Raw genomic sequence first — 26,144 nt, forward strand, 5'->3', positions numbered from 1 at the left:
GCGCCCGGGCGACCGGGCAACACGCGGGGGCCGCGAGGGGTGTGTGTGTCTCGCCGTGTTACGGCGGCCATAGCGGCAGGGAAACGCCCGGTCCCATCCCGAACCCGGAAGCTAAGCCTGCCAGCGCCGATGGTACTGCCCGCGACAGCGGGTGGGAGAGTAGGACGCCGCCGGACGTCTTTGATAAGACGGCTGTGCCCCCGCACCCCCCTAGGGTGACGGGGGCACAGCCATATCACCCCCCACACCACATGCCGGCTGACGAACCGGGAATCCTCGACGTCAGAGCAGCGTCGAACGAAGGGCACCCCACGATGGCTGGGTTCGAGGACCGTGGCGAGCAGGACCGCGCTGGCGACGGGCAGGGTGGCCGTCCGACCGGGCGCGGAGGCCAGCCGCGGGACGGCCGCGACGGCCGCGGCGGCCGCGGCGGCCGCGACGGCCGCGGCGGAGCGGGCTCGGGCGGCGGACGACCCGGCGCCGGGCAGGGGTGGCCGCGGGGACGCGAGTCGTCGGCGGGCGGGCCTGTGGCCCGTGGGGGCTCCCGCTCGTCCGACGGCCAGGCGCCCAGTGGCGGCGCCGGCCGTCGGACCGACAGGGACGGCTCGGGTAGGGGCGGCGCCAATCGTGATCGCTCCGGCGGCGCCGGCTACCGGGACCAGCCTTCCGTTGGTGGTTCCTCCCGGCAGCGGGGCTCGGATGGCGGGTCGTACCGTGACCGGCCTTCGGGTGGTGGCGGGTCGTACCGTGACCGGCCCTCGGGTGGTGGCGGGTACCGCGGCCGTTCCGACGATTCGCGCCCGGGGCGCGACCGCGCCGAGGGCTCCGGGCCCTTCCGCTCCGGTGGTAGCAGCTTCGGGACAGGCGGGTACCGCGGCCAGCAGGATTCCGGACGTGGTCGCGCCGAACGTCCGGAGACTGGTGGGCGCGGTGACAGCCGCCCGTGGGGACGGAGTGACCGGCCGTCGCGCTCAGGAGAACGTCAGGACGAGGCCCGAGGGCCACGCGAGCGTTCGCCGCGGCAGGCTGCACCGCGTGACGGTGCGCCGGGCGAGCAGCGCGGGTACCGCGACCGCGGGCTTCGCCAGGGGAGCGGCCGGCCTGACCGCAGTGGGGCTGACCGCAGTGGGACTGACCGCGGTCGTGCGGCCAGCGGAAGCGGCCGCCGTCCCCAGCCGTCCTCGGGGCGCCCGAACAGGGACTCGACGGCGGACCGGCCTCGGGTGCAGCGGCGTACGACAGCGCCGCCGCCCCCTCCGCTGCCTGACGACATCACCGGGCAAGAGCTGCCGCGTCCGGTGCTCGCCGAGCTGTCGACCCTGCCCTCCGGCGTCGCGACGACCGTGGCGCGCCACTTGGTGGCCGCCGGCCAGCTGCTCCACGAGGACCCCGAGACGGCGTACGCGCACGCCGTCGCTGCCCGCGAACGTGGCTCGCGCGTCGCGGCCGTTCGTGAGGCCGCCGGGCTGGCGGCGTACGCGGCGGGACGCTACGCCGAGGCGATGCCCGAGCTGCGCACTGCCAAGCGGCTGACGGGCCTGCCCGACCTGCTCCCGGTGATCGCAGATGTCGAGCGCGGGCTCGGCCGCCCCGAGCGGGCTCTCGAGCTCGCGGTCAGCCCGGAGGCGGACCGGCTGGACGCCGCGGGCCGGATCGAGCTGCGCATCGTCGCGGCGGGCGCACGCCGCGACCTCGGGCAGCTCGACGCGGCGGTGCTGACTTTGCAGGTGCCGGAGGCGCTGCGGTCGACGCGGCTTGCCTACGCCTACGCCGACATGCTGCTGAGCGCGGGGCGGCGTGACGAGGCGCGGGACGCGTTCGCGCGAGCCGCCGCCCTCGACACCGAGGGGGCGACCGACGCTGCCGCGCGGCTCGACGAGCTCGACGGCGTGGACTTCATCGACGTGCTCGATGAGGACGCCGACATCGATGACGCGGGTGAGGCGGCTGCTGGTCCCGACGACGCCGAGCGCCCGTCCTCGGAGGTGGCGCCGGCCGTCGGTCCGGGGGCGAGTGCTGCCCGTGACGCGGCACCGGCGCTCCGCGAGACGGCGTCGGACCTCGGCGAGGCGGCGTCGGGCCTCCGCGAGACGGCGTCGGACCTCGGCGAGGCGGCGTCGGACGTCGGCGAGGCGGCGTCGGGCCTCGGCGAGACCGACGAGGCGGCCTCGGACGACGATGTCCTCGACGCTACGCCGGAGCGGCCGGTCGACGTCGCACCAGAGCGGCCGGTCGACGCTGTGCCGGAGCCGTCGGTCCCTAGCATCGAGGCGTCCTTCACTGAGCCGCCGGCAGCCGCGGTGCTCGAGCCGGTGCCGGGCGAGGACGACGCGCTGCCGACGGGGTCGTCGCCGGAGGACGCTGAGGGGACGACCCACCAGCCGGAGACCGCCTCCGGTGAGGCGGACGACGACGGGCGCCCCGCAGCCTTCCGCTCGCCCTTCGGCTGACGGGTGCCTGTGGATCCGCGACGCGGGCCCACAGATCGTGGTCGCGGCACCCCGGCAGCTGCTCGCGGCCGCGATGCTCGTGCCTCCGCCGACGCAGGAGGCACAGATGCCAGCAGACCCCCGTCCCTCGCTCGCTCACCGCAACGAGATCCTGCTCGTGGGCCGGCTGGCCGACGCGGCCCAGGAGCGTGAGCTTCCGAGCGGCGACGTCGTCGTGACGTTCCGGCTCGTGGTGGACCGGCCGCCGCAGTCGCGAGCGCGCTCGCGAGCGGCCGTCGACGCGCTCGAGTGCTCGGCGTTCCGCGCGGACGTGCGTCGCCGGGCCCTGGCCTGGTCGGCCGGGGACGTGGTCCAGGTCGAGGGCGCACTGCGTCGGCGGTTCTGGCGGTCCTCGACCGGGCCGGCCAGCCGTGGCGAGATCGAGGTCGAGCGTGCACGCAGACTGGCTGTCGAACGCGATGCGACGCCCGCCTAGTCATGCGAGTGCGCGGCTGGCCCGGCGGGCCCCGGTGGCGCGGGTGGCCAGAGTTGCCTAAGAGGCGCGGGTGCGACGGGGCGGCCGGGTGCCCTGACAGGTGCACGGTGCTGGCGAGTGCCAGCGCCGCGTGGTGCGCTGGCCGCGCAGGTGGGCGAGTGGGGGCGCCTCGAGCGGGTGCGATCCCCTCGGGGGCCGTCGCGTTGCCCCGGGGGCCGTCGCCATGCCCGAGCCGTTTTGGCGGGTGCCACTCGCCAGGACGCTGGCAGCCTTGACGCAAGGAAGCGTCGCCGAGAGCGTCGTGACGGCCGCCCGTGGAAGGATGGCCGCTCGACGAAGCCCCGGCCGGCCAGGCGTCGGCCCTTCGTGCGCGAGCCGGTGGGGCACAGTGTCCGGGCCAGCCAGCGGCTCCGCGCCGAGGCAGCACGAGAGGCAAGGGCGAGAACATGAGCGAGGACGAGGACGCCGGCCTGCACCCCCAGGAGGCGGGCTCGGGCGCTGGGCAGCCGCCCGCCGGTGAGGTCTACGACTGGTACGTGCGCGGCCTCGCGCTGCTCGACGGAGGCAGCCCCGAGGCGGCGGCGCAGCTGCTCGAGCACGCGCACCTGCAGGAGCCGGGGTCCAACAGCATCCGCGAGGCCCTCGCTCGCGCGCTGTTCGACGCGCGGCGCTACGTCGCGGCGGGAGAACAGTTCGCCGAGCTGGCCGAGCGGGAGCCGGACAACGACTACGCCCGCTTCGGCCTCGGGCTCGCCCGCTACCGTCTCGGCGAGTTCGATGCGGCGGTGAGCCACCTGTCCATGGCGGTGGCGATGCGCCCGGGGCGCCCGGAGTACGTACAGGCCCTGCGCGAGGCGCAGGCGACGGTCAAGGCGAGGGAAGAGAGTTGACGGACGGACGATCGACGGGGCTGCTTGGCAGCGACCGCCCGCTGGCCGAGGTCTACGACGTCGCGCTGCTCGACCTGGACGGCGTGGTCTACGTCGGCGAGCACCCCGTGCCGGGCGCACCCGCTGCCCTCGGCGAGGCCCGCGAGCGCGGGATGCGGCTGGCGTACGTCACCAACAACGCGTCGAGGACCCCGCTGACGGTCGGCGCGCACCTGCGCACGCTCGGGGTCGACGCCAAGGACGACGAGGTCGTCACCTCCGCGCAGGCGGCCGCGCGCCTCGTCGCCGAGCAGGTGCCCGCCGGGTCCGCGGTGCTCGTCGTCGGCGGCGAGGGTCTCGTCGTCGCGCTGACCGAGCTCGGCCTGCGCCCGGTGTTCTCCGCCGACGAGGAGCCCGCCGCTGTCGTGCAGGGCTTCTCACCCGACGTCGGCTGGAAGCAGCTGGCCGAGGGCGCCTACGCGCTTGCCCGAGGCCTGCCCTGGGTCGCCTCAAACCTCGACCTGACGATCCCGACGCCGCGCGGACGCGCCCCGGGCAACGGCACCCTCGTCGGAGTGCTCGCGCAGGCGAGCGGCCGGCGGCCCGTCGCGGCCGGCAAGCCCGAGCTGCCGTTGCACGCCGAGGCCGTCCGGCGGAGCGGGGCGCAGCGGCCGCTCGTCGTCGGCGACCGGCTCGATACCGACATCGAGGGAGCGGTCCGCGCCAGCACGGACAGCCTGCTGGTCCTCACGGGTGTGACCACACCGGCTGAGCTCCTTCGCGCTGCTCCGCACGAGCGCCCGACGTTCGTGGCCGAGGGGCTCGACGGCCTGCTCGTCCCGCACCCGGCTCCGCAGCCGGTGGCGGCGGGCTGGAGCTGCGGGGGGTGGACCGCGTCCGTCAGCGACGGGGCTCTGCAGCTCGACGGCGACGGCGACCCGATGGACGGGCTCCGGGCCGCGTGCGCGGCCTCCTGGTCCGGCCCTGTTCCGACCGATGTCGCCGCGCTCGCGCGGCTCGGCTTCGCGGCCCCCTGAGGCCGCCGGCGGCCCGGTTCGTCCCGCTCGTCGACCGTGCTCCCGTCGTGGTGGGGTCCGCCGGCAGCAGCGGGACGGCGGTCAGAGCAGGGAGCGCAGCTTGAACAGGTCCCCGATGCTGGCCTCGACCTTGACCCGCCCGCTGGACCACGCCGAGGCGAAGGGGAGCTCGCCGTTCACGAGAGCCACCAGGTCGTCGCTCGCGGCCCGGAGCCGGATCTGCGCCTTCGGCGCGGGGTCGGTCGTGAGCCCGTCGATGCGCGCCTCGTGCAGCCGCCCCGAGAAGACGACGTCGAGGTCGGGCACCGTGACGCTGATGGTCCGATCCAGCCCGGCCGCTGCGCGCGAGCCGCCCTGTTCGCGCTGCATCTGCGCTGACAGGCTCTCGATCGCCGCCCGGCACTGCTCCACCGTCGCCACTGCTGCCTCCGCCACTCGACACCGGAGCCGGGCTGCCCGGCGTCGAACTGCGCGACGTGGGGGAGCCGACCGTGGCGGCGGACGTTACCCGACCCCGCACCCAGCCTCATACCCGACATCGTGTGCGGCGGTAGCGTTCGGGGCAGTGTGGAGGTGCCGCGGCAGACGGAGGACGAGGTGCTCGACGCAGTACGGGGAGTGCTCCAGGTGGCCGGGGAGGTAGGCGGCGCGGCCGCGCGCGCCGCGACGCAGGCGCTGCCGGAGTCCGTGCGCGGCTCGGTCCAGCTGGCGGCAGCGGTGGCCCCCGGCCTGGCTCGCACCGGGCTGGAGCGCGCGGCGCACCAGGTCGGCCTCGTCCCGGCCGAAGCCCTGGACCGCGCTGAGCGGCGTGCCGAGCAGCTCGAGCTGCGGATCCGCGACCTCGAGCGTCGGGTGGCTGCCGAGCGGGCCACGAGGAGCGCCGAGAACCACCCAGGCACGAGCAGATGGAGCGCGTGGCCCGCCGAGCAGGGCGAGGTCGGCGACGAGACGGTGCGGGAGAGCTCGCCAGGCGGCACGACAGCCGAGCGCGATGCCATGCTCGCCGCCGGTACTGAGGCCGCTGGCGGTACCGAGGTCGCCGGTACCGAGGTCGCCGGTACCGAGGTCGCCGGTACCGAGGCCGCCGGTACCGAGGCCGCCGGTACCGGCGCCGCCGAGACCGCCCAGCGCGGCGCCGCCCGCGCCGAAGCCGTGATCGGCCAGACCGAGGCAGCCCGGGACGTCGAGGCGGCTGTGCAGCATCCGATGGCGCCGCCGGCGCACGCGGAGCCGCCCGAGCCCGTCGTCGAGAGCGAGGACCCGGTGCACGCGGCACACCACGCAGCGCACCACGGGTCACACGCGGCGAGCACGCAGGACGTCGGAGCCTCGCTGAATGCGGCAGTGGATGCGCCAGCGGATACGGCGGTGGATGCGACCGAGCCGCGCGCCGGCGGCGTGGCGCCTACCGAACGGGAGCAGCCGTGACCGCGGGCCCGACGACCCCACCACCCACGGGTGACCCTCGGGTCGACGCCGCGCTCGCGCTGCTCGACGAGCTGGCCGACCGCCCCGCCACCGACCACGTGGCGGTCTACGAGGACGTGCACCGGCGGCTGCAGGACACGCTGACCGGTGCGGGCGAGGACGGTGACGGCCCCCGGCCAGGCCCGCAATCAGGCCCGCAATCAGGCCCGCAATCAGGCCCGCAACCAGGCGCGCAGCCTGGCGCGCACCAAAGCCCCCGACCGGGCCCCGGCCGGTGAGCGCGGCGACGCCCCGGATGCCCGCTCGCGCACGGCTCGCCCGGCTCGACGCCGAGCTCGTCCGGCGTGGCCTGGCCCGCTCGCGCGAGCAGGCCGCCTCGCTCGTCGCCGACGGCCGCGTGACCGTCGCCGGCCGCCGCGCGGAGAAGCCGGCCACCCAGGTGGGCGCCGACGCGGCCATCGTGGTCGCCGAGGCGGCGGAAGGCCCGGACTACGCCAGCCGGGGCGGGCACAAGCTCGCCGGCGCGCTGGCGGCGTTCGTGCCCGCCGGGCTCCTCGTCGAGGGGCGGCGCTGCCTCGACGCGGGCGCCTCCACCGGCGGCTTCACCGATGTGCTGCTCCGCGCGGGCGCCGCGTCGGTGCTCGCCGTGGACGTGGGCTACGGGCAGCTGGCGTGGGCGCTGCAGACCGACCCCCGGGTCACCGTCCGCGACCGGACCAACGTCCGCGACCTGCAGGCCGACGACGTCGCCGAGCCGGTCGAGCTCGTCGTCGGGGACCTGTCGTTCATCTCCCTGACGCTCGTGCTCCCGGCGCTGCGCCGCGTCGCCGTGGCCGACGCCGACTTCGTGCTCATGGTGAAGCCGCAGTTCGAGGTCGGGCGCGAGCGGCTCGGCGCGGGAGGCGTGGTGCGCGACCCGGCCCTGCGGGCGGACGCGGTGCGTACGGTCGCCGCCGCTGCCGCGACGGAGGGGCTCGGGGTGGCGGGCATCGTGGCCAGCCCGCTGCCCGGGCCGAGCGGCAACGTGGAGTACTTCCTCTGGATGCTCGCCGGAGCACCGGCGCTGGACGACGAACGACTCGAGCACGCGATCACGGAGGGCCCGCAGTGACCGCAACCCCGTCGCGGACCGTGCTGCTCGTGGCGCACACGGGCCGGGCGTACGTCCACGACGCCGCCGAAGAGGTCGTGTCCCAGCTGCGCGCGGCCGGCCTGCAGATCCACGTCCTCGCCGACGAGGCCGCCGAGCTCGAGCTCCAGGGCACCCGCCGGGTCGGGCCCGCGGACGCGTGCGCGCCCGGCGTCGAGCTGGTCGTCGTCCTCGGCGGCGACGGGACGATCCTGCGCGGCGCAGAGCTCGCCCGCGACGGCGGCATCCCGGTGCTCGGGGTCAACCTCGGCCGCGTGGGCTTCCTGGCTGAGGCCGAGCGGGCCGACCTGCACTCGGTCGTGGAGGCGATCGCGGAGCGCCGCTACACGGTCGAGGAGCGCATGACCCTCGACGTCACCGTGCGCCGCGACGGCAGCGTCCTCGCCCACCAGTGGGCGCTCAACGACGTGAGCGTGGAGAAGGCCGACCGCGGCCGGCTGCTCGACATCGCGCTCGAGGTCGACGGACGCCCGCTGTCGACCTGGGGCTGCGACGGCGTGGTCGCCGCCACGCCGACCGGCTCCACGGCGTACGCGTTCTCCGCCGGTGGCCCCGTGGTCTGGCCCGAGGTGGAGGCGCTGCTGCTCGTCCCGCTCAGCGCGCACGCGCTGTTCGCCCGCCCGCTGGTGGCCGCGCCGACCTCGACCATCGCGGTGGAGATCCTCGAGGTCGGGTCCGAGGAGCCGTGCGCGGTCATGTGGGCCGACGGCCGCCGCCGCGTCGACCTGCCGGCCGGCTCCCGCGTGGAGGTACGCCGCGGCGAGGTCCCCGTGCGCCTGGCCCGGCTGAAGCAGGCCCCGTTCACCGACCGGCTCGTCGCGAAGTTCCAGCTCCCCGTCCGGGGATGGCGCGGCCCCCCGAACGGCTCGTCCGCATAGCCTGGGCGCGTGCTGGAGGAGGTTCGGATCCGCGCCCTGGGCGTGATCGAGGACGCGGTGCTCGAGCTCGCGCCCGGGCTCACGGTGCTGACCGGCGAGACCGGTGCGGGCAAGACGATGGTGGTGACGAGCCTGGGCCTGCTGCTCGGCGGCAAGGCCGACCCCGGGGCGATCCGCACCGGCTCCGCCAGCGCGGTGGTCGAGGGCTCGGTCGTGCTGCCCGCCGGCCACCCCGCGCTGGCGCGTGCGGAGGAGGCCGGCGCGGAGCTCGACGACGGCGTCCTGCTGCTCGGGCGCACCGTCTCGGCCGGACGGTCGCGCGCCCACCTCGGCGGGCGGTCCGTCCCCGCGGCGGTCCTGTCCGAGCTCGCCGAGGACCTGGTCGCCGTCCACGGGCAGTCCGACCAGCACCGGCTGCTCCGGCCCGCCCGACAGCGCCAGGCGCTCGACCGCTACGCGGGCTCCGCGGTCGCCGACCTGCTCGAGCGCTACCGCAGCCGGTGGTCGCGGCTGCGCGAGGTGGAGGACCGGCTCCACGAGCTGACGACGCGCGCCCGCGAGCGCGCCCAGGAGGCGGACCTGCTCCGCTTCGGGCTCGGCGAGGTCGAGGCGGTCGACCCGCAGCCCGGCGAGGACGTGGCGCTGCGCGAGGAGTCCGACCGGCTCGGTCACGCCGACGCGCTGCGCACCGCCGCTCTCACCGCGCACGCCGCCATCCTCGGCGACGCGGACGCCTACGACGACGCCCCCGACGCGGCGGGCCTGCTGTCCGCGGCTCGCCGGGCGCTGGAGGCCGAGCGGGCGCACGACCCTCAGCTGGCGGGGCTGGCCGACCGGCTGGGCGAGGCGGCGTACCTCCTCACCGACCTCGGCGCGGACCTCGCGGCCTACGCGGCCTCGGTCGACGCCGACCCCGGCCGGCTGGCCCAGGTGCAGGAGCGGCGGGCCGCACTCGCCGGGCTGACGCGCAAGTACGGCGAGACGGTGGACGCGGTGCTCGAGTGGTCTCGGCAGGCGGCCGAGCGGCTGACCGGGCTGGAGGGCGACGACGACGCGATCGCCGGCCTGGGCCAGGAGCGGGCGGCGCTGCGCGAGGAGCTCGGCACGCTCGCCGCGGCGCTGTCGGCGGCCCGCACCAAGGCCGCGGTGCGGCTGGGCGAGGAGGTCACCCGCGAGCTCGCCGCGCTCGCGATGCCGCGGGCCCGGGTCGAGGTGTCGGTCACCCAGCAGCCCGCCGACGGCCGGCCCGCCGACGGGCCGGGCGCGGCCCAGACCGTCCTCACGGTGGACGGCCGCGACGTGGTCGCCGGGGCGTACGGCGCGGACGCGATCGAGCTGCTGCTGGCCGCCAACCCGGGCAGCCCCGCACGGCCGCTCGGCAAGGGCGCCTCCGGGGGCGAGCTGTCGCGCGTGATGCTGGCGCTGGAGGTCGCCCTGGCCGGCGCCGACCCGGTCCCGACCTTCGTCTTCGACGAGGTGGACGCCGGGGTCGGGGGCAAGGCGGCGGTCGAGGTGGGCCGCCGGCTCGCCCGGCTCGCCCGCAGCGCGCAGGTCGTCGTCGTCACCCACCTGCCCCAGGTCGCCGCCCACGCCGACCGCCACCTCGTCGTGGTGAAGGACGCCGACGGCTCGGTGACGAAGTCCGGGGTCGTGGCCCTCGACGACGAGGGCCGGGTGCAGGAGCTCTCCCGCATGCTCGCCGGCTTCGAGGGGTCGGGCACGGGACGCGCCCACGCCCAGGAGCTGCTGGAGGCCGCCCGCTCCGCGGGCTGACGGGCGCTCGCAGCTCCCGTCCGCGTCGCGCCCGGCCGCCCCGACGAGCCACCCGACGAACCGGCCGCCCCTGAACGAGCGGCCGACCGGGGCCGTGCCGTGCCCATACCGTGACGTGAACGACCAGGACCCGCCACGCCGGCTCCTCGGCACCGGCGGCGCGCTCTGGCACGATGGCGGGCGATGAGGATTGCCACCGCTCGTCGTCGGTCCCGGGCGCCGGAGCTCCCGGGCATCACGGCAGCGACCCGGGTGGACCGCCGGACGAAGAACCTGACCAAGCGCGTACGCCCCGGCGAGATCGCGGTCATCGACCACATCGACCTCGACCGGGTCAGCGCCGAGGCGCTGGTCGCCTGCCGCGTCGCCGCCGTGGTGAACGCCGCGCCGAGCACGAGCGGCCGCTACCCGAACCTCGGCCCCGAGATCCTCGTCGGCGCCGGCATCCCGCTCGTCGACGGCTGCGGCCAGGCCGTCATGAACGACCTGTCCGACGGCGACGTGCTGCGGCTGCACGAGGGCGTGGTCTACCTCGACGACCGCCAGCTCGCGGTCGGGACCGAGCAGACGCCGGAGACCGTCGCCGCCGCGATGGCGGAGGCGCGGGCCGGCCTCGCCCTGCAGCTCGAGGCGTTCGCCGGCAACACGATGGAGTTCCTGCGCCGCGAGCGCGAGCTGCTCCTCGACGGCGTCGGCGTGCCGGACATCCGGACCCAGATGGAGGGCCGGCACGCGCTCGTCGTCGTCCGCGGCTACCACTACCGCGAGGACCTGCGCACGCTGCGCCCCTACATCCGGGAGTACCGCCCGCTGCTCATCGGCGTCGACGGCGGGGCCGACGCGCTGCTCGACGGCGGCTACATCCCCGACCTCATCGTCGGGGACATGGACAGCGTCTCGGACAAGGCGCTCACCTGCGGCGCCGAGCTCGTCGTGCACGCCTACCGCGACGGCCGCGCCCCCGGGCTCGCCCGGCTCGAGCGCATGAACCTGCAGTCCGTGCTCTTCCCCGCCGCAGGGACCAGCGAGGACGTCGCGATGCTGCTCGCCGACGACAAGGGCGCGAGCCTCATCGTCGCCGTCGGCACCCACGCCACGCTCGTCGAGTTCCTCGACAAGGGGCGCTCCGGCATGGCCAGCACGTTCCTCACCCGGCTGCGCGTCGGCGGCAAGCTCGTCGACGCGAAGGGAGTCAGCCGGCTCTACCGCAGCCGCATCTCCAACCTGCAGGTCGCGCTGTTCCTGCTCGCCGGCATCGTCGCGCTGCTCGTCGCGGTGGCCGCCACGCCCGGCGGCCAGGTCTTCTTCGAATATCTCCGGGACCGCTGGGCCGAGGGCCAGTTCCGGCTGGAGGAGCTCTTCTCGTCGTGATCGACTTCCGCTACCACCTGGTCTCGTTGATCGCGGTGTTCCTCGCCCTTGCCGTCGGAGTCGTGCTCGGCGCCGGCCCGCTCGACGACCCCATCGGGCAGACCGTCGAGAGCCGGGCCGACGCCCTGAGCCAGTCCAACAACGAGCTGCGCGACGACAAGGCCGAGCTGGCCGACCAGATCAGCGGCTACGAGGACTTCATCACCCGCACCACCCCCGCGCTCGTCGGCGGCCGGCTCGAGGGCACGACCGTGGCCCTCGTCGGGATGCCCGGCGTGACGGAGGGGCAGGCCGAGACCGCGCGCGCCGGCCTCGAGGCGGCGGGGGCGGCCGTCCCCGGCAGCGTCCTGCTGACCGATGACTGGACGGCCGAGGACCGCGCCACCGAGCTCGACGACGCGCTGACCCGGCTGATGCCGCCCGACGTGTCGTTCCCGGAGGACACCAGCAGCGCGGCCCGGGCCGCGCTGGTGCTGGCGCGCGGCATCGTGACCGCCGACCCGGCCGCCGCCGGCGCCGCCGACCCTGCGGCCAAGACCCTGCTCGAGGGGCTGCGCGAGGACGGGTTCCTGACCGCCGAGGACGAGCCGTGGAAGCGCGGGAGCCTGGTGGCGGTCCTCGCGCCGCTGCCGGAGGAGCCCAAGCCGGGCGAGGACACGACCCGGGAGCGCAGCGTGCTCCTGGCCGTGCCGCGGATGCTCGCGACCGCCGGCGCGGTCACGGTGGTCGCCGGGCCGACCGGCAGCGCCGAGTCCGGCGGGCTCGTGGCCGACGTCCGCTCGGACTCGGAGGTCGCCGCGACGGTCTCGACCGTCGACGACGTCGACACGCCGGCCGGGCGCGCGACGCTCGCGCTCGCGTTCGTCGCCGCGCGCGCCGACGACCCCGGCCACTACGGCGACGGCCCCGGCGCGGACGAGCCGCTGCCGGACATCGAGGGCGTCACCAACAAGTGAGCGGGCGCGCCTCCGGCAACGCGCGGCCCGCCGGGCCTGCAGAGCGCGCCGCCGCCGTGGCCGCGGGGGCGGCGGCCGCGTACGCCGCGTTCAGCGGCCTTCTCGCCCGACCGCCGGGCGGGCACGAGGCCTGGGGCCGGCGCAACGCCCGCGACCTTCCCGTCACCCTGCTCGAGGGCCCGGCGTACGCCGCGGCTGCGGCGCTCGGCGTGGCGCTCGCCCCGGGGGTCGCCCCGCGGGCGCGGGCGGCCGGGCTGCTGGCCGTCGCCAGCGCCGGAGCGTTGGGGGCGTACGACGACCTGGCCGGCTCCGGCGACGACCGGGGGCTGCGCGGGCACCTCGCCGCGCTCCGCCGTGGGCGGGTGACGACCGGCGCCGCCAAGTTGGCCGGGCTCGGCGTGGCCGGCCTGGGCGCAGGCGCGCTGCTGCGCGCAGGGCGCGACGGCAGCGCCGTGGACGCCCTGCTCGCCGGTGGCGTGATCGCGGGGACCGCCAACCTGGCCAACCTGCTCGACCTGCGCCCCGGCCGCGCGCTGAAGGCCGGGCTGATCGCGGGCGCACCGGCGCTCGTGCGCGGCGGCGCGCCCGGTGCCCTGGTGGCGGGGCCGCTCGGGGCCGCGCTCGCGATGCTCCCGGCGGACCTGGGAGAGCGCTCGATGCTCGGCGACGCCGGGGCCAACGCGTTGGGGGCCGCGCTCGGGCTGAGCGCGGCTGCGGGGGCGTCGCGGCGCAGCCTGGGCGTACGCCTCGCCGTCGTCGCGGGCCTGACGCTCGCCAGCGAGAGGGTGAGCTTCACCCGGGTCATCGCCGCGACGCCGGGCCTGCGCGAGCTCGACGCGCTCGGTCGCCGGGCGTGAGCCGCCGGCTGGCCTCGGGGCTCGCCGGCGCCGCCGCCCTCATCGCGGTCGCGACCCTGCTCAGCCGGGTGGTCGGCTTCGGCCGGTCGTTCGTGTTCGCCGCGACCGTCGGGTCGAACTGCCTCGGCAGCGCCTACAACACCGCCAACCAGCTGCCCAACGTCGTCTTCGAGGTCGTCGCCGGGGGAGCGCTCGCGAGCGTCGTGGTGCCGTTGCTGGCGCGCGCCTTCGCCGACGGGGACCGGGAGCAGGCGGCGCGCACCGCCTCGGCGCTGCTCACGTGGACGCTCGCCGTGCTGGTGCCCGTGACGGCGCTGGCCCTGCTGCTGGCCGAGCCGGTCGTCTCGCTCCTCATGGGCGACGCGGGCGGTGCGGGCAGCGCAGCGTCGTGCGACCGCGACGAGTCGGTGCGGACGGCCACCCGGATGCTGCAGGTCTTCCTCCCGCAGATCCCGCTCTACGGCGTCGCCGTGGTCTGCGCCGGGGTCCTGCAGGCACAGCGCAGGTTCCTCGCGCCGGCTGCGGCCCCGCTCGCCTCGAGTGCTGTCGTGGTCTTCGCATATCTCTGGTTCGGTGAAGCGTTCGACGGCAATCCGCGGGACCTGGCCGCGGTGCCGCCCGGGCCGGAGCTCGTGCTCACGCTGGGGACGACCGCCGGCGTCGCCGCGCTCGCGCTCTCCACCCTGGCCCCGTTGCTCCGCACGGGGCTGCGGCTGCGGCCGTCGCTCGCCTTCCCCCCGGGCGTCGCCGGCCGAGCACGTGCCCTGGCCGGCGCCGGGCTCGCCGCGCTGCTCGCCCAGCAGGCGTCGACGCTCGTGGTGATCCGGCTGGCCAACGACCGGGCCGGGGACGGCGGCCTCACGGTCTACGGCTACGCCTGGGCGGTCTTCCTGCTGCCGTACGCCGTCCTCGCGGTCCCGCTGGCCACCAGCGCCTTCCCGACCCTGTCGCGCCACGCGGAGCAGGGCGACCTGCGCGCGTACGCCGCGGTCGGGGCCGTGACGACCCGCGCCGTGCTGCTGGCCGGCGGCCTCGGCGCCGCCCTGCTCGTCGCGACGGCGTCGCCGGTCGCCCAGTTCTTCAGCTCCGGCCCGGACGACGCGCCGCCCCAGTGGCTGGCCCGTGCCCTCGTGGCCTTCGCCCCGGGCCTGCTCGGCTACGGGCTCGTCGCCCACCTCGGCCGCGCGCTCTACGCAGTCCATGCCGGGCGGGCGGCGGCGGTCGCGACGGTGCTCGGTTGGGGGGTGGTGATCGCCGCCGACGTGGCGCTGGTGGCCGCGCTGGGCCAGGGCTGGTCCGTCGCCGCGCTGGGGCTGGGGAACACTCTGGGCATGACGATCGCCGGGGTGCTCCTGCTGGCCGCCGTACGCCGCGCGGCCGGGCCTGCGACGCTGGCCGGCGTCCCGCGCGCGGCGGGTGCCGCGCTCGCCGCCGGCCTGGCCGGGGCCGCGGCGGGAGGCGGGCTCTCCCTCGCCGTCGATGCGGAAGGAGTCGCAGCCGGGGCAGGCTCCGCGGTCGCGTGCGCGGCGGCGGCCACGGCGACGTACGCGGCAGCGGTTTTGCTCGTCGACCGCGCCGGCGCGCGCGACCTCGCGCGGGGGCTGCGCCGTGGGTGAGCCGCTGGACGTCCGGCTCGTGCTGGCGACGAGCACCGGCGGGGTCGGCGCGCACGTGCGCGCGCTGGCCCGCGGGCTCGTCGAGCGCGGCGACACCGTGACCGTCCTCGGCCCCGCAAGCACCGAAGCGCAGTTCCGGTTCACCGAGACGGGCGCGGCCTTCCGCCCGGTCGAGGTGAGTGTCGTCCCGCGCCCGGCGTCCGACGTCCGGGCCGTCCTGCGGCTGCGCCGGGAGCTGCGCGGCGCGGACGTGGTGCACGCCCACGGGCTGCGGGCGGGCCTGGTCGCCGGCATGGCACTCCGAGCCGGCGTGCCCTACGTCGTCACCTGGCACAACGCGCTGCTCGCCACCGGGGCCAAGCGCGCCGTGCTCGAGCGGATGGAGCGCTACGACGCCCGGCGCGCTACCGTCACGCTCGGCGTCTCGCCCGACCTGGTCGAGCGCGCCCGCGCCATGGGCGCGCGCGACGCCCGGCTCGCCAACGTCGTCGCGCCCGCGCCACAGCCGTCCACGCGTGAAGGGGCGGACCGGCGGGCCGAGGTCCGCGCGGAGCTGGGGGTGGGGGCGAGCCCGCTCGTCGTCGCCGCCGGCCGGCTCGCGCCGCAGAAGGCCTATCCCGTCCTGCTGCAAGCCGCGCGCACGTGGCGGGACCGACCGGACCGCCCGTTGACCGTGATCGCCGGCGAGGGGCCGCTGCGCGCGGAGCTGCAGCGCCGCATCGACGACGACGGGCTGGCCGTACGCCTGCTGGGCCACCGCGACGACGTCCCCGACCTGCTCGCCGCCGCGGACGTGGCCGTGCTCCCGTCGCGCTGGGAGGGCCGACCGCTCGTCGTCGAGGAGACGCTGCGCGCCGGTGCGCCGCTCGTCGCGACCGCGGTCGGGGGAGTGCCGGAGATGGTGGGCGACGCGGCGCTTCTCGTGCCGCCGGACGACCCTTCGGCGCTCGCCGCGGCCGTCGTGCAGCTGCTCGACGACCCGGCCGAGCGGGTCCGGCTCTCGGCCGCCGCGCGCGAGCGGGCGGCCGGCTTCCCGACCGAGGACGACACGGCCGCCGAGGCACGCCGCCTCTACGTCGAGCTGAGGAATTCGCTAGGCTAGAAGCCCGTGGACAGGTGGGTGTTCCCACCGCACACGGAACAAACGGGAGCGCCCCTTGGCCGGACCGCAGCCGCCCAAGCACATCTTCGTCACCGGCGGCGTCGCCTCCTCGCTCGGCAAGGGCCTGACGGCCTCGAGCCTCGGCAACCTCCTCACCGCGCGCGGGCTGCGGGTCACGATGCAGAAGCTCGACCCCTACCTCAACGTCGACCCCGGCACGATGAACCCCTTCCAGCACGGAGAGGTCTTCGTCACGGACGACGGCGCCGAGACCGACCTCGACGTCGGCCACTACGAGCGGTTCCTCGACACCGCGCTGCACGGCTCGGCGAACGTGACCACCGGCCAGGTCTACTCGAACGTCATCGCCAAGGAGCGGCGCGGGGAGTACCTCGGCGACACGGTCCAGGTGATCCCGCACATCACCAACGAGATCAAGGACCGCATCCGCCGCGTCGGCCAGACCGGCAAGGTCGACGTGGTCATCACCGAGATCGGCGGCACGGTCGGCGACATCGAGTCCCAGCCCTTCCTCGAGGCCGCCCGCCAGGTCCGGCACGACGTCGGCCGCGACAACGTGTTCTTCCTGCACGTCTCGCTGGTGCCCTACATCGGCCCGTCGGGCGAGCTGAAGACCAAGCCCACCCAGCACTCGGTGGCCGCGCTGCGCAGCATCGGCATCCAGCCCGACGCCATCGTCTGCCGCTCGGACCGGCCGATCCCGCAGGGCGTCAAGAAGAAGATCTCGCTCATGTGCGACGTCGACGAGGAAGCCGTCGTCACCGCCATCGACGCGCCCTCGATCTACGACATCCCCAAGGTGCTGCACGCCGAGGGCCTCGACGCATACGTCGTGCGCCGGCTCGACCTCGCGTTCCGCGACGTCGACTGGAAGCGCTGGGACGACCTGCTGCACCGGGTCCACTCGCCGAGCCGGTCCGTGACCGTCGCGCTCGTCGGCAAGTACATCGACCTGCCCGACGCGTACCTCTCGGTCACCGAGGCGCTGCGCGCGGGCGGGTTCGCCCACGACTGCAAGGTGTCCCTCAAGTGGGTCGCCTCCGACGAGTGCGAGACCCCGGAGGGCGCCGCCCGCCAGCTCGGCGACGTGGACGCCATCTGCATCCCCGGCGGCTTCGGCGTACGCGGCATCGAGGGCAAGCTCGGGGCGATCCGCTGGGCGCGCGAGCACCGCGTACCCCTGCTCGGGCTCTGCCTCGGCCTGCAGTGCATGGTCATCGAGACGGCGCGCAACCTCGCCGGCCTCGAGGGCGCGAACTCGCTGGAGTTCGACGAGCAGACCCCGCACCCCGTCGTCTCCACCATGGCCGACCAGCGCGACGTGATCGCCGGCGAGCGCGACATGGGCGGCACGATGCGGCTCGGGCTCTACCCGGCCAAGCTCGCCGAGGGCAGCATCGTGCGCGAGGTCTACGGCGAGCCCTACATCGACGAGCGCCACCGCCACCGCTACGAGGTCGCCAACGGCTACCGCGAGCAGCTCGAGGCGGCCGGGCTGGTCTTCTCCGGCACGTCGCCGGACGGGCGCCTCGTCGAGTTCGTCGAGCTGCCGCGCTCGGTGCACCCGTACTTCGTCGGCACCCAGGCCCACCCCGAGTTCCGGTCGCGCCCGACCCGGCCGCACCCGCTCTTCGCCGGGCTGATCTGCGCCGCGCTCGACAGCCGCCAGGAGCAGCTGGACATGCTCGAGCGCGAGACCGTCGACGCCGGCGTCAACGGCCAGGGCGCGTGACCGCCCCGCAGTGGGAGGGAGAGGTCACCGACGCGCGCGAGCGCCGCGAGGTCCTCTCCTCCTCCCGCGAGTTCACCGGCCGCGTCTGGCACGTGCGCCGCGACGTCGTCGACCTCGGCAGCGGCGAGCCGGTCACCCGCGAGGTGGTCGAGCACACCGGTGCGGTCGGGGTGCTCGCGCTCGACCGCCAGGAGCGCGTGCTGCTGCTGCGCCAGTACCGCCACGCGGTCGGCGCGCTGCTGTGGGAGGCCCCCGCGGGCCTGCTCGACGTGCAGGGCGAGGACCCGTTCGAGGCGGCCAAGCGCGAGCTGTGGGAGGAGTCGGGCTACCGCGCCCGGCAGTGGAACGTCCTCGTGGACTTCTACAACAGCCCCGGCGGCAGCACCGAGGCCTTCCGCTGCTACCTGGCCCGCGACCTCGAGCTCGCTGCCGAGGACGACCGGCACGAGGGCGAGGACGAGGAGCGGGACATGCCCCAGGCGTGGGTCCCGCTCGACGAGGCCGTCTCGCTCGTGCTCGGCGGCCACCTGCACAACCCGACGTCGGTCAGCGGGATCCTCGCCGCTGCGGCGGCGCGGGCGCGCGGCTGGGACACGCTGCGGCCGGCGGACGCGCCGTGGGAGTGGCGGCGTACCTGACGCCCGGGTGACCGGCGCACGGGCCGCCCCCGCGTGGCGGCCCGGCGAACCCGCCTCCGGCTCGTAGGCTGCCGCACATGCGCGTCGGAGTCGTGCGGGAGGTCAAGGACGGCGAGTTCCGGGTCGCCGCCACGCCTGCCGGTGCCCACGAGCTGGTCCGGGCCGGGCACGAGGTGCTCGTGGAGGCCGGGGCCGGGGCCGGGTCCGGGCTGCCCGACGTCGACTACGAGCGGGCCGGGGCGCGGGTGGTCACCGGGCCGGACGCGGTGTGGGGCGAGGCCGAGCTCGTGCTCAAGGTCAAGGAGCCGATCCCGGAGGAGTACCCCCGGATGCGCCCGGGGCAGGTGCTCTTCACCTACCTGCACCTCGCCGCCTCCGCGGAGTGCACGCAGGCGCTGCTCGAGCGCGAGGTCACGGCGGTGGCGTACGAGACGGTCGAGCTGCCCGACGGCAGGCTCCCGCTGCTCGCCCCCATGTCCGAGGTCGCCGGGCGGCTCGCGCCGCAGGCGGGGGCGTACCACCTGACCCGCCACGGCGGCGGCCGCGGGGTGCTGCTCGGTGGCGTCCCCGGCGTGCCGCCCGCCAACGTGGTCGTCATCGGGGCGGGCGTGTCCGGGATGAGCGCCGCGGCGATCGCGCTCGGCATGCGCGCCCGGGTGTCCGTGCTCGACCGCGACGTGGACAAGCTGCGCGCCGCCGACCGGGACTACTCCGGGGCCATCGAGACGGTCGCGTCGAACGCCCACGAGGTCGAGCGGGCGTGCCTGGAGGCCGACCTCGTGATCGGGGCGGTGCTCGTCGCCGGGGCGCGCGCCCCCAAGCTCGTCAGCGACGACCTCGTGTCCCGCATGAGGCCGGGGACGGTGCTCGTCGACATCGCCGTCGACCAGGGCGGCTGCTTCGAGAGCACGCGCCCCACCACCCACTCGGACCCGGTCTTCGAGGTGCACCGGTCGGTGTTCTACTGCGTCGCCAACATGCCGGGCGCGGTGCCGCGGACCTCGACCTTCGCGCTCACCAACGTGACGCTGCCCTACGTGCTCGCGCTGGCCGGCGCCGGCTGGAAGGAAGCCTGCCGTGCGGACCCGGCGCTCGCGCGCGGGCTCAACACCCTCGGCGGCCGGGTCGTCCACCCCGGGGTCGGGGAAGCGCACGGCCTGGACGTCCTGCCGCTCGCGGAGGCGCTGCGGTGACCGCGGTCGCCGAGGCCGGACCGGTCGGGCCTGCCGAGGAGGCCAGCGGGCCCACGTCGGCGGCGCCGTCGGCGGAGCTCACCGCCCTGCTGCGGGCCTACCTCGACCACCTGGCCGTGGAGCGCGGCGTCGCCGCCAACACGCTCTCCTCCTACCGGCGCGACCTGCGCCGCTACCTCGCCCACCTCGCCGCCACCGGCCGCTCCGGGCTGGCCGAGGTCGCCGAGAGCGACGTGGCGGCCTTCCTGCGCGCCCTGCGCGAGGGCGACGACACCCACCCGCCGCTCGGGGCGAGCTCGGCCGCCCGGGCCGTGGTCGCCGTCCGCGGCCTGCACCGCTTCGCGCTGCGCGAGCGCATCGTGGCCCAGGACGTGGCCCGGACCGTACGCCCGCCCGCGCCGCCGCGCCGGCTGCCGAAGGCGATCGGCGTGGACCAGGTCGAGGCCCTGCTCGCGGCCGCCGGCGCCGACGGCTCCCCGCGCGCGCTGCGCAACCGCGCCCTGCTCGAGGTCCTCTACGCCTGCGGGGCGCGGATCTCCGAGGCCGTGGGGCTGGACGTGGACGACCTCGACCTCGAGGGCGGCACCGTCCGGCTGTTCGGCAAGGGCAGCAAGGAGCGGATGGTCCCCATGGGCCGCTACGCCCGCGAGGCCCTCGACGCGTATCTCGTGCGGGCGCGGCCGGAGCTGCTGGCCGCCGGGCGCGGCACTCCCGCCCTCTTCCTCAACGCCCGCGGCGGCCGGCTCACCCGGCAGAGCGCCTGGGTCGTGCTGCGGGCGGCGGCGGAGCGCGCGGGCATCGACGTCCAGCTCTCGCCGCACACGCTGCGCCACTCCTTCGCGACGCACCTGCTCGACGGCGGGGCGGACGTGCGCGTCGTCCAGGAGCTGCTCGGGCACGCCTCCGTCACGACCACGCAGGTCTACACCCTGGTCACGGTCGACCGGCTGCGCGAGGTCTACGCATCCAGCCACCCCCGGGCGCTCGCGTAGCGGTCCTGCCCCCGCCCGCTCCCACGGGCCCCGCCGACAGGCACGGGTCGGCCCTCCCGTTGCTGCGCCGTCCGGATGACTTGCGGCGACGACATGGGACGTTCGGTATCCGAGCGCCCGCTCAGCGCTCCTACCTCGACGACACTTGTAGTAGTTGCGTGGTGACATGCATGCAACGCTTATGGGGAAAGACCCGCTTTGCGGGCGTCTGACCGAGGAGGGGGCACGGCGTGGGGAAAGCCTTGTCCGCGAACGGGGTCCCGCCCAAACCCGAGGCCGGCAGCGGCCCGTCCGGCCCACTCGCGCGCTCGGGGCAGGACGCGCTGGAGGACCCGGGCCGGCTCGACGCGCTGGCCCGCACCGGCCTCGACTCCGTCGCCGACCCGCGGTTCGACCGGGTCGCCCACCTGGCCCGCCGGCTGCTCGGCGTCCCGCTGGCGCTGGTCTCGCTCGTCGAGGTCAAGCGCCAGTTCTTCCCCGGCCAGTCGGGCCTGTCAGGCGTCGACGCCGACGCGCGCGAGACCGACATCTCGCGCTCGCTCTGCCGCTTCGTCGTCGAGTCCGGCCGCCCGTTCGTGGTCGCCGACACCCTCGCCGACCCCATGACCCGCACCAGCCGGGCCGTGGTCGAGGACGACATCGGCAGCTATGCCGGCGTGCCGGTGACCGACGACGACGGCCACGTCCTCGGCGCGCTCTGCGCGGTGGAGCGCGCCCCCCGGGTCTGGACCGAGGACGACGTGACGCTGCTGGCCGAGCTCGCCGAGCTCTGCTCGGCCGAGCTGCGGCTGAAGATCCTGCACGGCCGGCCGCCCGCCGACGACGGTGACGCGTTGGCCGCGCTGTCGGTCGACGAGCTGCAGGACGTCCATCGCTTCACGGCCGAGGCGCTGCAGCGCAGCCTGCTCACCGACCTGCCGCGCGAGCCGCTCCCGGGCGTACGCCTCGCCGGGCTCTACCGCCCCGCGACCGAGGCGCTCCAGGTCGGCGGCGACTGGTACGACGCCTTTCTCCTGCCCACGGGCCGCGCCGCGCTCGTGGTCGGCGACGTCGCGGGCCACGACGTGACGGCCGCAGCGATCATGGGGCAGCTGCGCACGCTGCTGCGCGGAGTGGCGTTCCACGAGCACGGATCCCCGTCGGAGGTGCTCGCACACGTCGACCGTGCCTCGGTCGGCCTCTCGCTCGATGCGCTGGCCACGTGCGTCTACGCCGAGGTGGAGCGGCGGCCCGACGGCGGCCTCCGGCTGCACCTGTCCAACGCCGGGCACCTGCCCCCGCTGATCGTCTGCTCCGACGGCAGCACGGCCTCGCTCGCGGCGCGCGACGCGGACCTGCTGCTCGGGTTCGCCGCCGACGGGCTGCGCCAGGACCTGTCGCGGCCGCTGAGCTCCGGTGACCTGGTGCTGATGTTCAGCGACGGGCTGGTCGAGACCCGGGAGGAGTCCCTGGAGCGGGGGCTCGCGCGGTTGCACGCGGTCGCTGCGGCAGCCCGCGGCACCGAGGACCTCGACGCGTTCTGCGCGCACGTGGTGTCCGAGCTGACCGGGGACGACCGGCGCGACGACGTCGCGCTGCTCGCGCTGCGGGTGTCGTAGCGCTCGGCTCCTCCGCCCCCGTTGCCCGAGCCGGCCGGGCCCGGCGCTGCGCCATGCACGCCGCGCCGACGAGCGGCTGGGGCGGGGCTTCCTTGAGGTCGTCAGGGGGACCGCGTAGGGTCCGCGCACGGGTGGCGGCGTCGCGGCGCCGCGCACGCGCGTACGGAAGGAGGAGCTCGCATGGCACGCCAGCCTCGGCACGAGCAGCCCTCTCTCCTTCCCGGGGGCGACGACGCGCTCATCGACCTGCGGTCCGTCGACGGCGGGCGCGGAGCGACGAGCCGACGGCCCGCGCGGGAGTTCCCCGACCCGGCGCCGCTGCTCGAGCACGGCGGCGGCCGGGTGCTCGCCATGTGCAACCAGAAGGGCGGGGTCGGCAAGACCACCTCGACGATCAACCTCGGGGCCGCGCTGGCCGAGTTCGGCCGCCGGGTCCTGCTCGTCGACTTCGACCCGCAGGGCGCGCTGTCGGTCGGGCTCGGAGTCAACGCCCTCGACCTCGAGGCGACGGTCTACAACCTGCTGATGGACCGCCGGTGCACCGTCGACGAGGTCCTGCTCAAGACCGACGTGCCCGGCCTCGACCTCATCCCGGCCAACATCGACCTGTCGGCGGCCGAGGTGGCGCTGGTGACCGAGGTCGGCCGCGAGCAGGCGCTCGCGCGCCAGATCGACGAGGTCGTCGACGACTACGACGTCGTCCTCATCGACTGCCAGCCCTCGCTCGGCCTGCTGACCATCAACGCCCTCACGGCCGCCGACAGCGTCATCATCCCGCTGGAGTGCGAGTACTTCGCCCTGCGCGGCGTCGCCATGCTCGTCGACACGATCACCAAAGTGCGCGACCGGCTCAACCCGGACCTCGCCATCGAGGGCATCCTCGCGACGATGTACGACGCCCGGACCACCCACAGCCGCGAGGTGCTCGCGCGGCTCGTCGAAGCCTTCGGCGACAAGGTCTTCCACACCGTCATCAACCGGACGGTCCGCTTCCCCGAGACCACCGTCGCCGGCCAGCCGATAACGACGTACGCCCCGAGCTCGGTGGGCGCGGAGGCCTACCGCCAGCTGGCGCGCGAGGTCCTCTCCCGCTGGCCGAGCTCCGACGAGCCGGCCGGGAGCGCCCCGCACGGCGCGCGGTGACCGGGGGCTCCGGCCCGCACGCGGTCGCCGACGAGGCGCCCGCTAGCGCCCCCGGTAGTGCGCTGGACGGCGGGACTCCGGGCGACGCGGAGCCGCGGGCAGGTGGCTTCGCGGTCCGGCTCGACGTCTTCGAGGGGCCGTTCGACCTGCTGCTGTCGTTGATCGCCAAGCACCAGCTCGACGTCACCGAGATCGCGCTGTCGAAGGTCACCGACGACTTCATCGCGCACATCCGGGCCGCAGGCGCGGAGTGGGACCTGGGCCAGACCTCGGAGTTCCTCCTCGTGGCGGCGACGCTCCTCGACCTCAAGGCAGCCCGGCTGCTCCCGGCCGCGGAGGTCGAGGACGAGGAGGACCTCGCCCTGCTCGAGGCCCGGGACCTGCTCTTCGCCCGGCTGCTGCAGTACCGCGCCTACAAGCAGGCCTCGACCGTGCTCGCCGGCATGCTCGGCGACATGGCGCTGCGCCACCCGCGCAGCGTCAGCCTCGAGCCGCGCTTCGCCGGGCTGCTGCCGGAGGTGCTGCTCGGCCTCGGGCCCGAGGAGTTCGCCGCGCTCGCCGCGCGGGCGATGGCGCCGCGGCCCGTGCCGACGGTGGCGACCGAGCACGTGCACGCGCCGCGGGTCAGCGTCCGCGAGCAGGCCGCGCTGGTCGTCGCCCGGCTGCGCGGGAGCGGCCCGCTGAGCTTCCGCGACCTGGTGGCCGACGCCGACGAGACGCTCGTCGTCGTCGCGCGGTTCCTGGCGCTGCTGGAGCTGTTCCGCGACGGGAGCGTCGCGTTCGAGCAGCCGACGGCCCTCGGCGAGCTGCACGTGCGCTGGACGGGGAGCGCCGAGGAGTCCGCAGTCGTGACCGGGCCGTCCGACTTCGACGAGGCGGAGGAGAACAGTGCAGACGGACCATCAGCCTCAACCTGAGGTCGAGGCTTCTGATCGGCCGCCGGTGGCCCACGAGGTGGGGGCGGACGGGCAGGCGCAGCCCTCGGACGGGGACGCCGGAGGCGACGGGGCGGCGGCCGGCGACGGGGACGCCGGTGCCGGCGGTGCGGCACCGGCCGTGCCGCTGCGGGCCGCGCTCGAGGCCGTCCTGCTGGTGGCCGACGAGCCGGTGCCCGAGACCGTTCTCGCCCAGCTGGTCGAGCACCCGCCTGGCATGGTGGCCGACACCGTCCGCGCGCTCGCCGCGGAGTACGCCGAGCAAGCGCGCGGCTTCGAGCTGCGCCAGGTCGCCGGCGGCTGGCGCTTCTACACCGCGCCGCACTGTGCACCTGTGGTCGAGCGTTATGTCCTCGACGGGCAGCAGGCCCGGCTGACGCAGGCCGCGCTGGAGACGCTCGCCGTCGTGGCGTACCGGCAGCCGGTGTCGCGCGGCCGGGTGGCCGCGGTGCGCGGCGTCAACTCCGACGGGGTCATGCGCACCCTGGTCTCCCGCGGTCTGGTGGAGGAGGCAGGCGCGGACACGGAGACCGGCGCGACGCTCTACCGCACCACGGCGTACTTCCTCGAACGGCTGGGCCTGCAGTCGCTGGAGGAGCTTCCGTCGCTGGCTCCGTACCTGCCGGACGTAGAGTCGGTAGCCGAGGAAGCGGGCACGAGACGGTGACCCGGCACTGAGACGTGAGGTTGAGGTCGAGGGTATGGACGAGGGCATCCGGCTGCAGCGCGTGCTGGCCGCGGCGGGGCTCGGCTCCCGACGAGCGTGCGAGGTGCTCATCGAGCGGGGCCGGGTCGAGGTCGACGGCAAGCGGGTGCGTGAGCAGGGCATGCGCGTCGACCCCGACAAGGCCGTCATCAAGGTCGACGGCAAGCGCATCGGCTCGGCGCCCGGCAAGGAATACCTCGTGCTGCACAAGCCCACGGGGATCGTGAGCGCCATGTCGGACCCCGAGGGCCGGCCCCATCTGGGTCAGTTCCTCGGGGAGTCGCGCCGGCTCTTCCACGTCGGCCGGCTGGACTTCGACACCGAGGGCCTGCTGATCATGACCAACGACGGCGACCTGGCCCACCGGCTGACCCACCCGTCGTACGGCGTGCAGAAGACCTACCTCGCCGAGGTGCCCGCCCCGGTGGCCCGCGACGTCGGCAAGCGGCTCCGGGCCGGGATCGAGCTCGAGGACGGCGTCGTCAAGGTCGACTCGTTCCGGCTGATCAGCGCCAGCGGCAACCGGGCGATGGTCGAGGTGATCGTCCACGAGGGGCGCAAGCACGTCGTCCGCCGCCTGCTCGACGCGGTCGGGCTGCCGGTGCAGCGGCTCATCCGCACCCAGGTGGGCCCGATCAAGCTCGGCGACCTGCGCCCGGGCAGCATCCGCCCGCTCAACCAGAAGGAGATCGGCGAGCTCTTCGCCGCCGTCGAGCCGAAGTGACCGGCATGCGGGCAGCACGGCGGCCGCCCGCCGATAGGCAGTAGCGTCTGCCTGCTCCTGCACGGGCCTGCTGCCCGTGCCGTACCACCTGCCAGACGTCGGAGGATCCCCGTGCCCGTGCGCGCAGTCCGCGGAGCCGTCCAGCTCGACCGCGACGAGTCCGAGCACATGCTCTCCTCGGTCGAGGAGCTGCTGAGCGAGATCCTGACGCAGAACTCCCTCGAGCTCGAGGACCTGATCAGCGTCATCCTCACGGCGACCCCCGACCTGGTGAGCGAGTTCCCCGCGGTCGCCGCCCGGCGGCTGGGCATGGGCGACGTCCCGCTGCTGTGCGCGCAGGAGATCGACGTTCAGGGCGCGCTGCCCAGGGTCGTGCGGGTCATGGCCCACGTGGAGACGGCCAAATCGCGCCAGGAGGTCCGCCACGTCTACCTGCGCGGGGCGCAGGCGCTGCGCCGCGACCTCGCCCAGTGACCCCGCAGTGACGCTCGACGGCGCGT

At 75.7% G+C, this 26,144-nt stretch carries 24 protein-coding genes and 1 rRNA gene; 24 read left to right on the forward strand and 1 reads right to left on the reverse strand.

Annotation, left to right across the window (positions count from 1 at the left end):
* Positions 1 to 59 precede the first annotated feature (59 nt).
* The 5 genes from rrf (at position 60) to G9H71_RS10595 (ending at position 4,831) form a co-directional block, all read left to right on the forward strand.
* Positions 60 to 176: ribosomal RNA gene (rrf, locus tag G9H71_RS10575) — 5S ribosomal RNA — on the forward strand.
* A gap of 1,122 nt (positions 177 to 1,298) precedes the next feature.
* On the forward strand, positions 1,299 to 2,450 hold the full coding sequence (locus tag G9H71_RS10580) for a tetratricopeptide repeat protein (RefSeq protein ID WP_231134599.1): 1,152 nt from the start codon (positions 1,299 to 1,301) through the stop codon (positions 2,448 to 2,450).
* Between the two features lie 106 nt (positions 2,451 to 2,556).
* A complete protein-coding gene (locus G9H71_RS10585; protein ID WP_166281561.1) occupies positions 2,557 to 2,925 on the forward strand; it encodes a single-stranded DNA-binding protein in 369 nt (122 codons plus the stop codon).
* Positions 2,926 to 3,371: 446 nt separating this feature from the next.
* Positions 3,372 to 3,815 carry a tetratricopeptide repeat protein gene (locus tag G9H71_RS10590; protein WP_166281563.1) on the forward strand — a complete coding sequence of 148 codons (444 nt, stop codon included), beginning with the start codon at positions 3,372 to 3,374 and terminating at the stop codon, positions 3,813 to 3,815.
* Complete coding sequence (locus G9H71_RS10595) at positions 3,812 to 4,831, forward strand: HAD-IIA family hydrolase (protein ID WP_231134600.1); 1,020 nt, start codon at positions 3,812 to 3,814, stop codon at positions 4,829 to 4,831. Before G9H71_RS10590 ends, G9H71_RS10595 begins: the two co-directional genes overlap by 4 nt.
* A gap of 81 nt (positions 4,832 to 4,912) precedes the next feature.
* On the opposite strand, the gene G9H71_RS10600 is transcribed toward G9H71_RS10595, so the two are convergent.
* The gene (locus G9H71_RS10600; RefSeq protein WP_166281565.1) at positions 4,913 to 5,251 is read right to left on the reverse strand and encodes an SCP2 sterol-binding domain-containing protein; all 339 of its coding nucleotides are present in this window, start codon (positions 5,249 to 5,251) and stop codon (positions 4,913 to 4,915) included.
* 147 nt (positions 5,252 to 5,398) lie between these two features.
* Between G9H71_RS10600 and G9H71_RS10605 the strand changes: the two genes are divergently transcribed.
* The 19 genes from G9H71_RS10605 (at position 5,399) to aroH (ending at position 26,118) form a co-directional block, all read left to right on the forward strand.
* Positions 5,399 to 6,259, forward strand: coding sequence for a hypothetical protein (locus G9H71_RS10605; RefSeq protein ID WP_166281567.1), 861 nt, complete (start codon positions 5,399 to 5,401; stop codon positions 6,257 to 6,259).
* A 295-nt stretch (positions 6,260 to 6,554) separates the two neighbouring features.
* On the forward strand, positions 6,555 to 7,370 hold the full coding sequence (locus tag G9H71_RS10610) for a TlyA family RNA methyltransferase (protein WP_166281569.1): 816 nt from the start codon (positions 6,555 to 6,557) through the stop codon (positions 7,368 to 7,370).
* Positions 7,367 to 8,287 (forward strand): NAD kinase, encoded by a 921-nt coding sequence (locus G9H71_RS10615; RefSeq protein WP_331272896.1) that lies wholly within the window; start codon positions 7,367 to 7,369, stop codon positions 8,285 to 8,287. Before G9H71_RS10610 ends, G9H71_RS10615 begins: the two co-directional genes overlap by 4 nt.
* Positions 8,288 to 8,296: 9 nt before the next feature.
* Positions 8,297 to 10,060 carry a DNA repair protein RecN gene (recN, locus tag G9H71_RS10620; RefSeq protein ID WP_166281571.1) on the forward strand — a complete coding sequence of 588 codons (1,764 nt, stop codon included), beginning with the start codon at positions 8,297 to 8,299 and terminating at the stop codon, positions 10,058 to 10,060.
* Between the two features lie 183 nt (positions 10,061 to 10,243).
* Complete coding sequence (gene steA, locus G9H71_RS10625; RefSeq protein ID WP_166281573.1) at positions 10,244 to 11,431, forward strand: putative cytokinetic ring protein SteA; 1,188 nt, start codon at positions 10,244 to 10,246, stop codon at positions 11,429 to 11,431.
* Positions 11,428 to 12,387: a copper transporter gene (locus tag G9H71_RS10630; RefSeq protein WP_166281575.1), complete on the forward strand. Its 960-nt coding sequence runs from the start codon at positions 11,428 to 11,430 to the stop codon at positions 12,385 to 12,387. The genes steA and G9H71_RS10630 overlap by 4 nt, the downstream gene beginning before the upstream one ends.
* Entirely contained in the window at positions 12,384 to 13,244 is an 861-nt protein-coding gene (locus G9H71_RS10635) for a hypothetical protein (protein WP_196791967.1), read from the forward strand. The genes G9H71_RS10630 and G9H71_RS10635 overlap by 4 nt, the downstream gene beginning before the upstream one ends.
* Positions 13,241 to 14,860, forward strand: coding sequence for a murein biosynthesis integral membrane protein MurJ (murJ, locus tag G9H71_RS10640; protein ID WP_166281577.1), 1,620 nt, complete (start codon positions 13,241 to 13,243; stop codon positions 14,858 to 14,860). Before G9H71_RS10635 ends, murJ begins: the two co-directional genes overlap by 4 nt.
* Positions 14,853 to 15,962 (forward strand): glycosyltransferase, encoded by a 1,110-nt coding sequence (locus G9H71_RS10645; protein ID WP_166281557.1) that lies wholly within the window; start codon positions 14,853 to 14,855, stop codon positions 15,960 to 15,962. Before murJ ends, G9H71_RS10645 begins: the two co-directional genes overlap by 8 nt.
* A gap of 55 nt (positions 15,963 to 16,017) precedes the next feature.
* Positions 16,018 to 17,715: a CTP synthase gene (locus G9H71_RS10650; RefSeq protein ID WP_166281579.1), complete on the forward strand. Its 1,698-nt coding sequence runs from the start codon at positions 16,018 to 16,020 to the stop codon at positions 17,713 to 17,715.
* Complete coding sequence (locus G9H71_RS24480; protein ID WP_166281581.1) at positions 17,712 to 18,353, forward strand: NUDIX domain-containing protein; 642 nt, start codon at positions 17,712 to 17,714, stop codon at positions 18,351 to 18,353. Before G9H71_RS10650 ends, G9H71_RS24480 begins: the two co-directional genes overlap by 4 nt.
* Before the next feature lie 77 nt (positions 18,354 to 18,430).
* On the forward strand, positions 18,431 to 19,546 hold the full coding sequence (gene ald, locus G9H71_RS10660) for an alanine dehydrogenase (protein WP_166281583.1): 1,116 nt from the start codon (positions 18,431 to 18,433) through the stop codon (positions 19,544 to 19,546).
* An 89-nt stretch (positions 19,547 to 19,635) separates the two neighbouring features.
* The gene (gene xerD, locus G9H71_RS10665) at positions 19,636 to 20,538 is read left to right on the forward strand and encodes a site-specific tyrosine recombinase XerD (RefSeq protein WP_166281816.1); all 903 of its coding nucleotides are present in this window, start codon (positions 19,636 to 19,638) and stop codon (positions 20,536 to 20,538) included.
* Positions 20,539 to 20,768: 230 nt separating this feature from the next.
* Positions 20,769 to 22,136 (forward strand): PP2C family protein-serine/threonine phosphatase, encoded by a 1,368-nt coding sequence (locus G9H71_RS10670; RefSeq protein ID WP_166281585.1) that lies wholly within the window; start codon positions 20,769 to 20,771, stop codon positions 22,134 to 22,136.
* Positions 22,137 to 22,316: 180 nt separating this feature from the next.
* Positions 22,317 to 23,279 carry a ParA family protein gene (locus G9H71_RS10675; protein WP_166281587.1) on the forward strand — a complete coding sequence of 321 codons (963 nt, stop codon included), beginning with the start codon at positions 22,317 to 22,319 and terminating at the stop codon, positions 23,277 to 23,279.
* A complete protein-coding gene (locus tag G9H71_RS10680) occupies positions 23,276 to 24,196 on the forward strand; it encodes a segregation and condensation protein A (RefSeq protein WP_331272898.1) in 921 nt (306 codons plus the stop codon). The genes G9H71_RS10675 and G9H71_RS10680 overlap by 4 nt, the downstream gene beginning before the upstream one ends.
* 25 nt (positions 24,197 to 24,221) lie before the next feature.
* The gene (gene scpB, locus G9H71_RS10685) at positions 24,222 to 24,881 is read left to right on the forward strand and encodes an SMC-Scp complex subunit ScpB (protein ID WP_166281589.1); all 660 of its coding nucleotides are present in this window, start codon (positions 24,222 to 24,224) and stop codon (positions 24,879 to 24,881) included.
* 34 nt (positions 24,882 to 24,915) lie between these two features.
* A complete protein-coding gene (locus tag G9H71_RS10690; protein ID WP_166281591.1) occupies positions 24,916 to 25,644 on the forward strand; it encodes a pseudouridine synthase in 729 nt (242 codons plus the stop codon).
* A gap of 111 nt (positions 25,645 to 25,755) precedes the next feature.
* Positions 25,756 to 26,118 (forward strand): chorismate mutase, encoded by a 363-nt coding sequence (aroH, locus tag G9H71_RS10695; RefSeq protein ID WP_166281594.1) that lies wholly within the window; start codon positions 25,756 to 25,758, stop codon positions 26,116 to 26,118.
* The last annotated feature ends 26 nt before the right edge of the window (positions 26,119 to 26,144 follow it).

This window comes from Motilibacter deserti (assembly GCF_011250635.1).
Lineage (GTDB): Bacteria > Actinomycetota > Actinomycetes > Motilibacterales > Motilibacteraceae > Motilibacter_A > Motilibacter_A deserti.

Coding starts and splice junctions, on each gene's coding strand:
- G9H71_RS10610 (WP_166281569.1), top strand. CDS start 6,555: ATGCCCGCTCGCGCACGGCTCGCCCGGCTCGACGCCGAGCTCGTCCGG.
- steA (WP_166281573.1), top strand. CDS start 10,244: ATGAGGATTGCCACCGCTCGTCGTCGGTCCCGGGCGCCGGAGCTCCCG.
- G9H71_RS10590 (WP_166281563.1), top strand. CDS start 3,372: ATGAGCGAGGACGAGGACGCCGGCCTGCACCCCCAGGAGGCGGGCTCG.
- G9H71_RS10675 (WP_166281587.1), top strand. CDS start 22,317: ATGGCACGCCAGCCTCGGCACGAGCAGCCCTCTCTCCTTCCCGGGGGC.
- G9H71_RS10690 (WP_166281591.1), top strand. CDS start 24,916: ATGGACGAGGGCATCCGGCTGCAGCGCGTGCTGGCCGCGGCGGGGCTC.
- ald (WP_166281583.1), top strand. CDS start 18,431: ATGCGCGTCGGAGTCGTGCGGGAGGTCAAGGACGGCGAGTTCCGGGTC.
- G9H71_RS10585 (WP_166281561.1), top strand. CDS start 2,557: ATGCCAGCAGACCCCCGTCCCTCGCTCGCTCACCGCAACGAGATCCTG.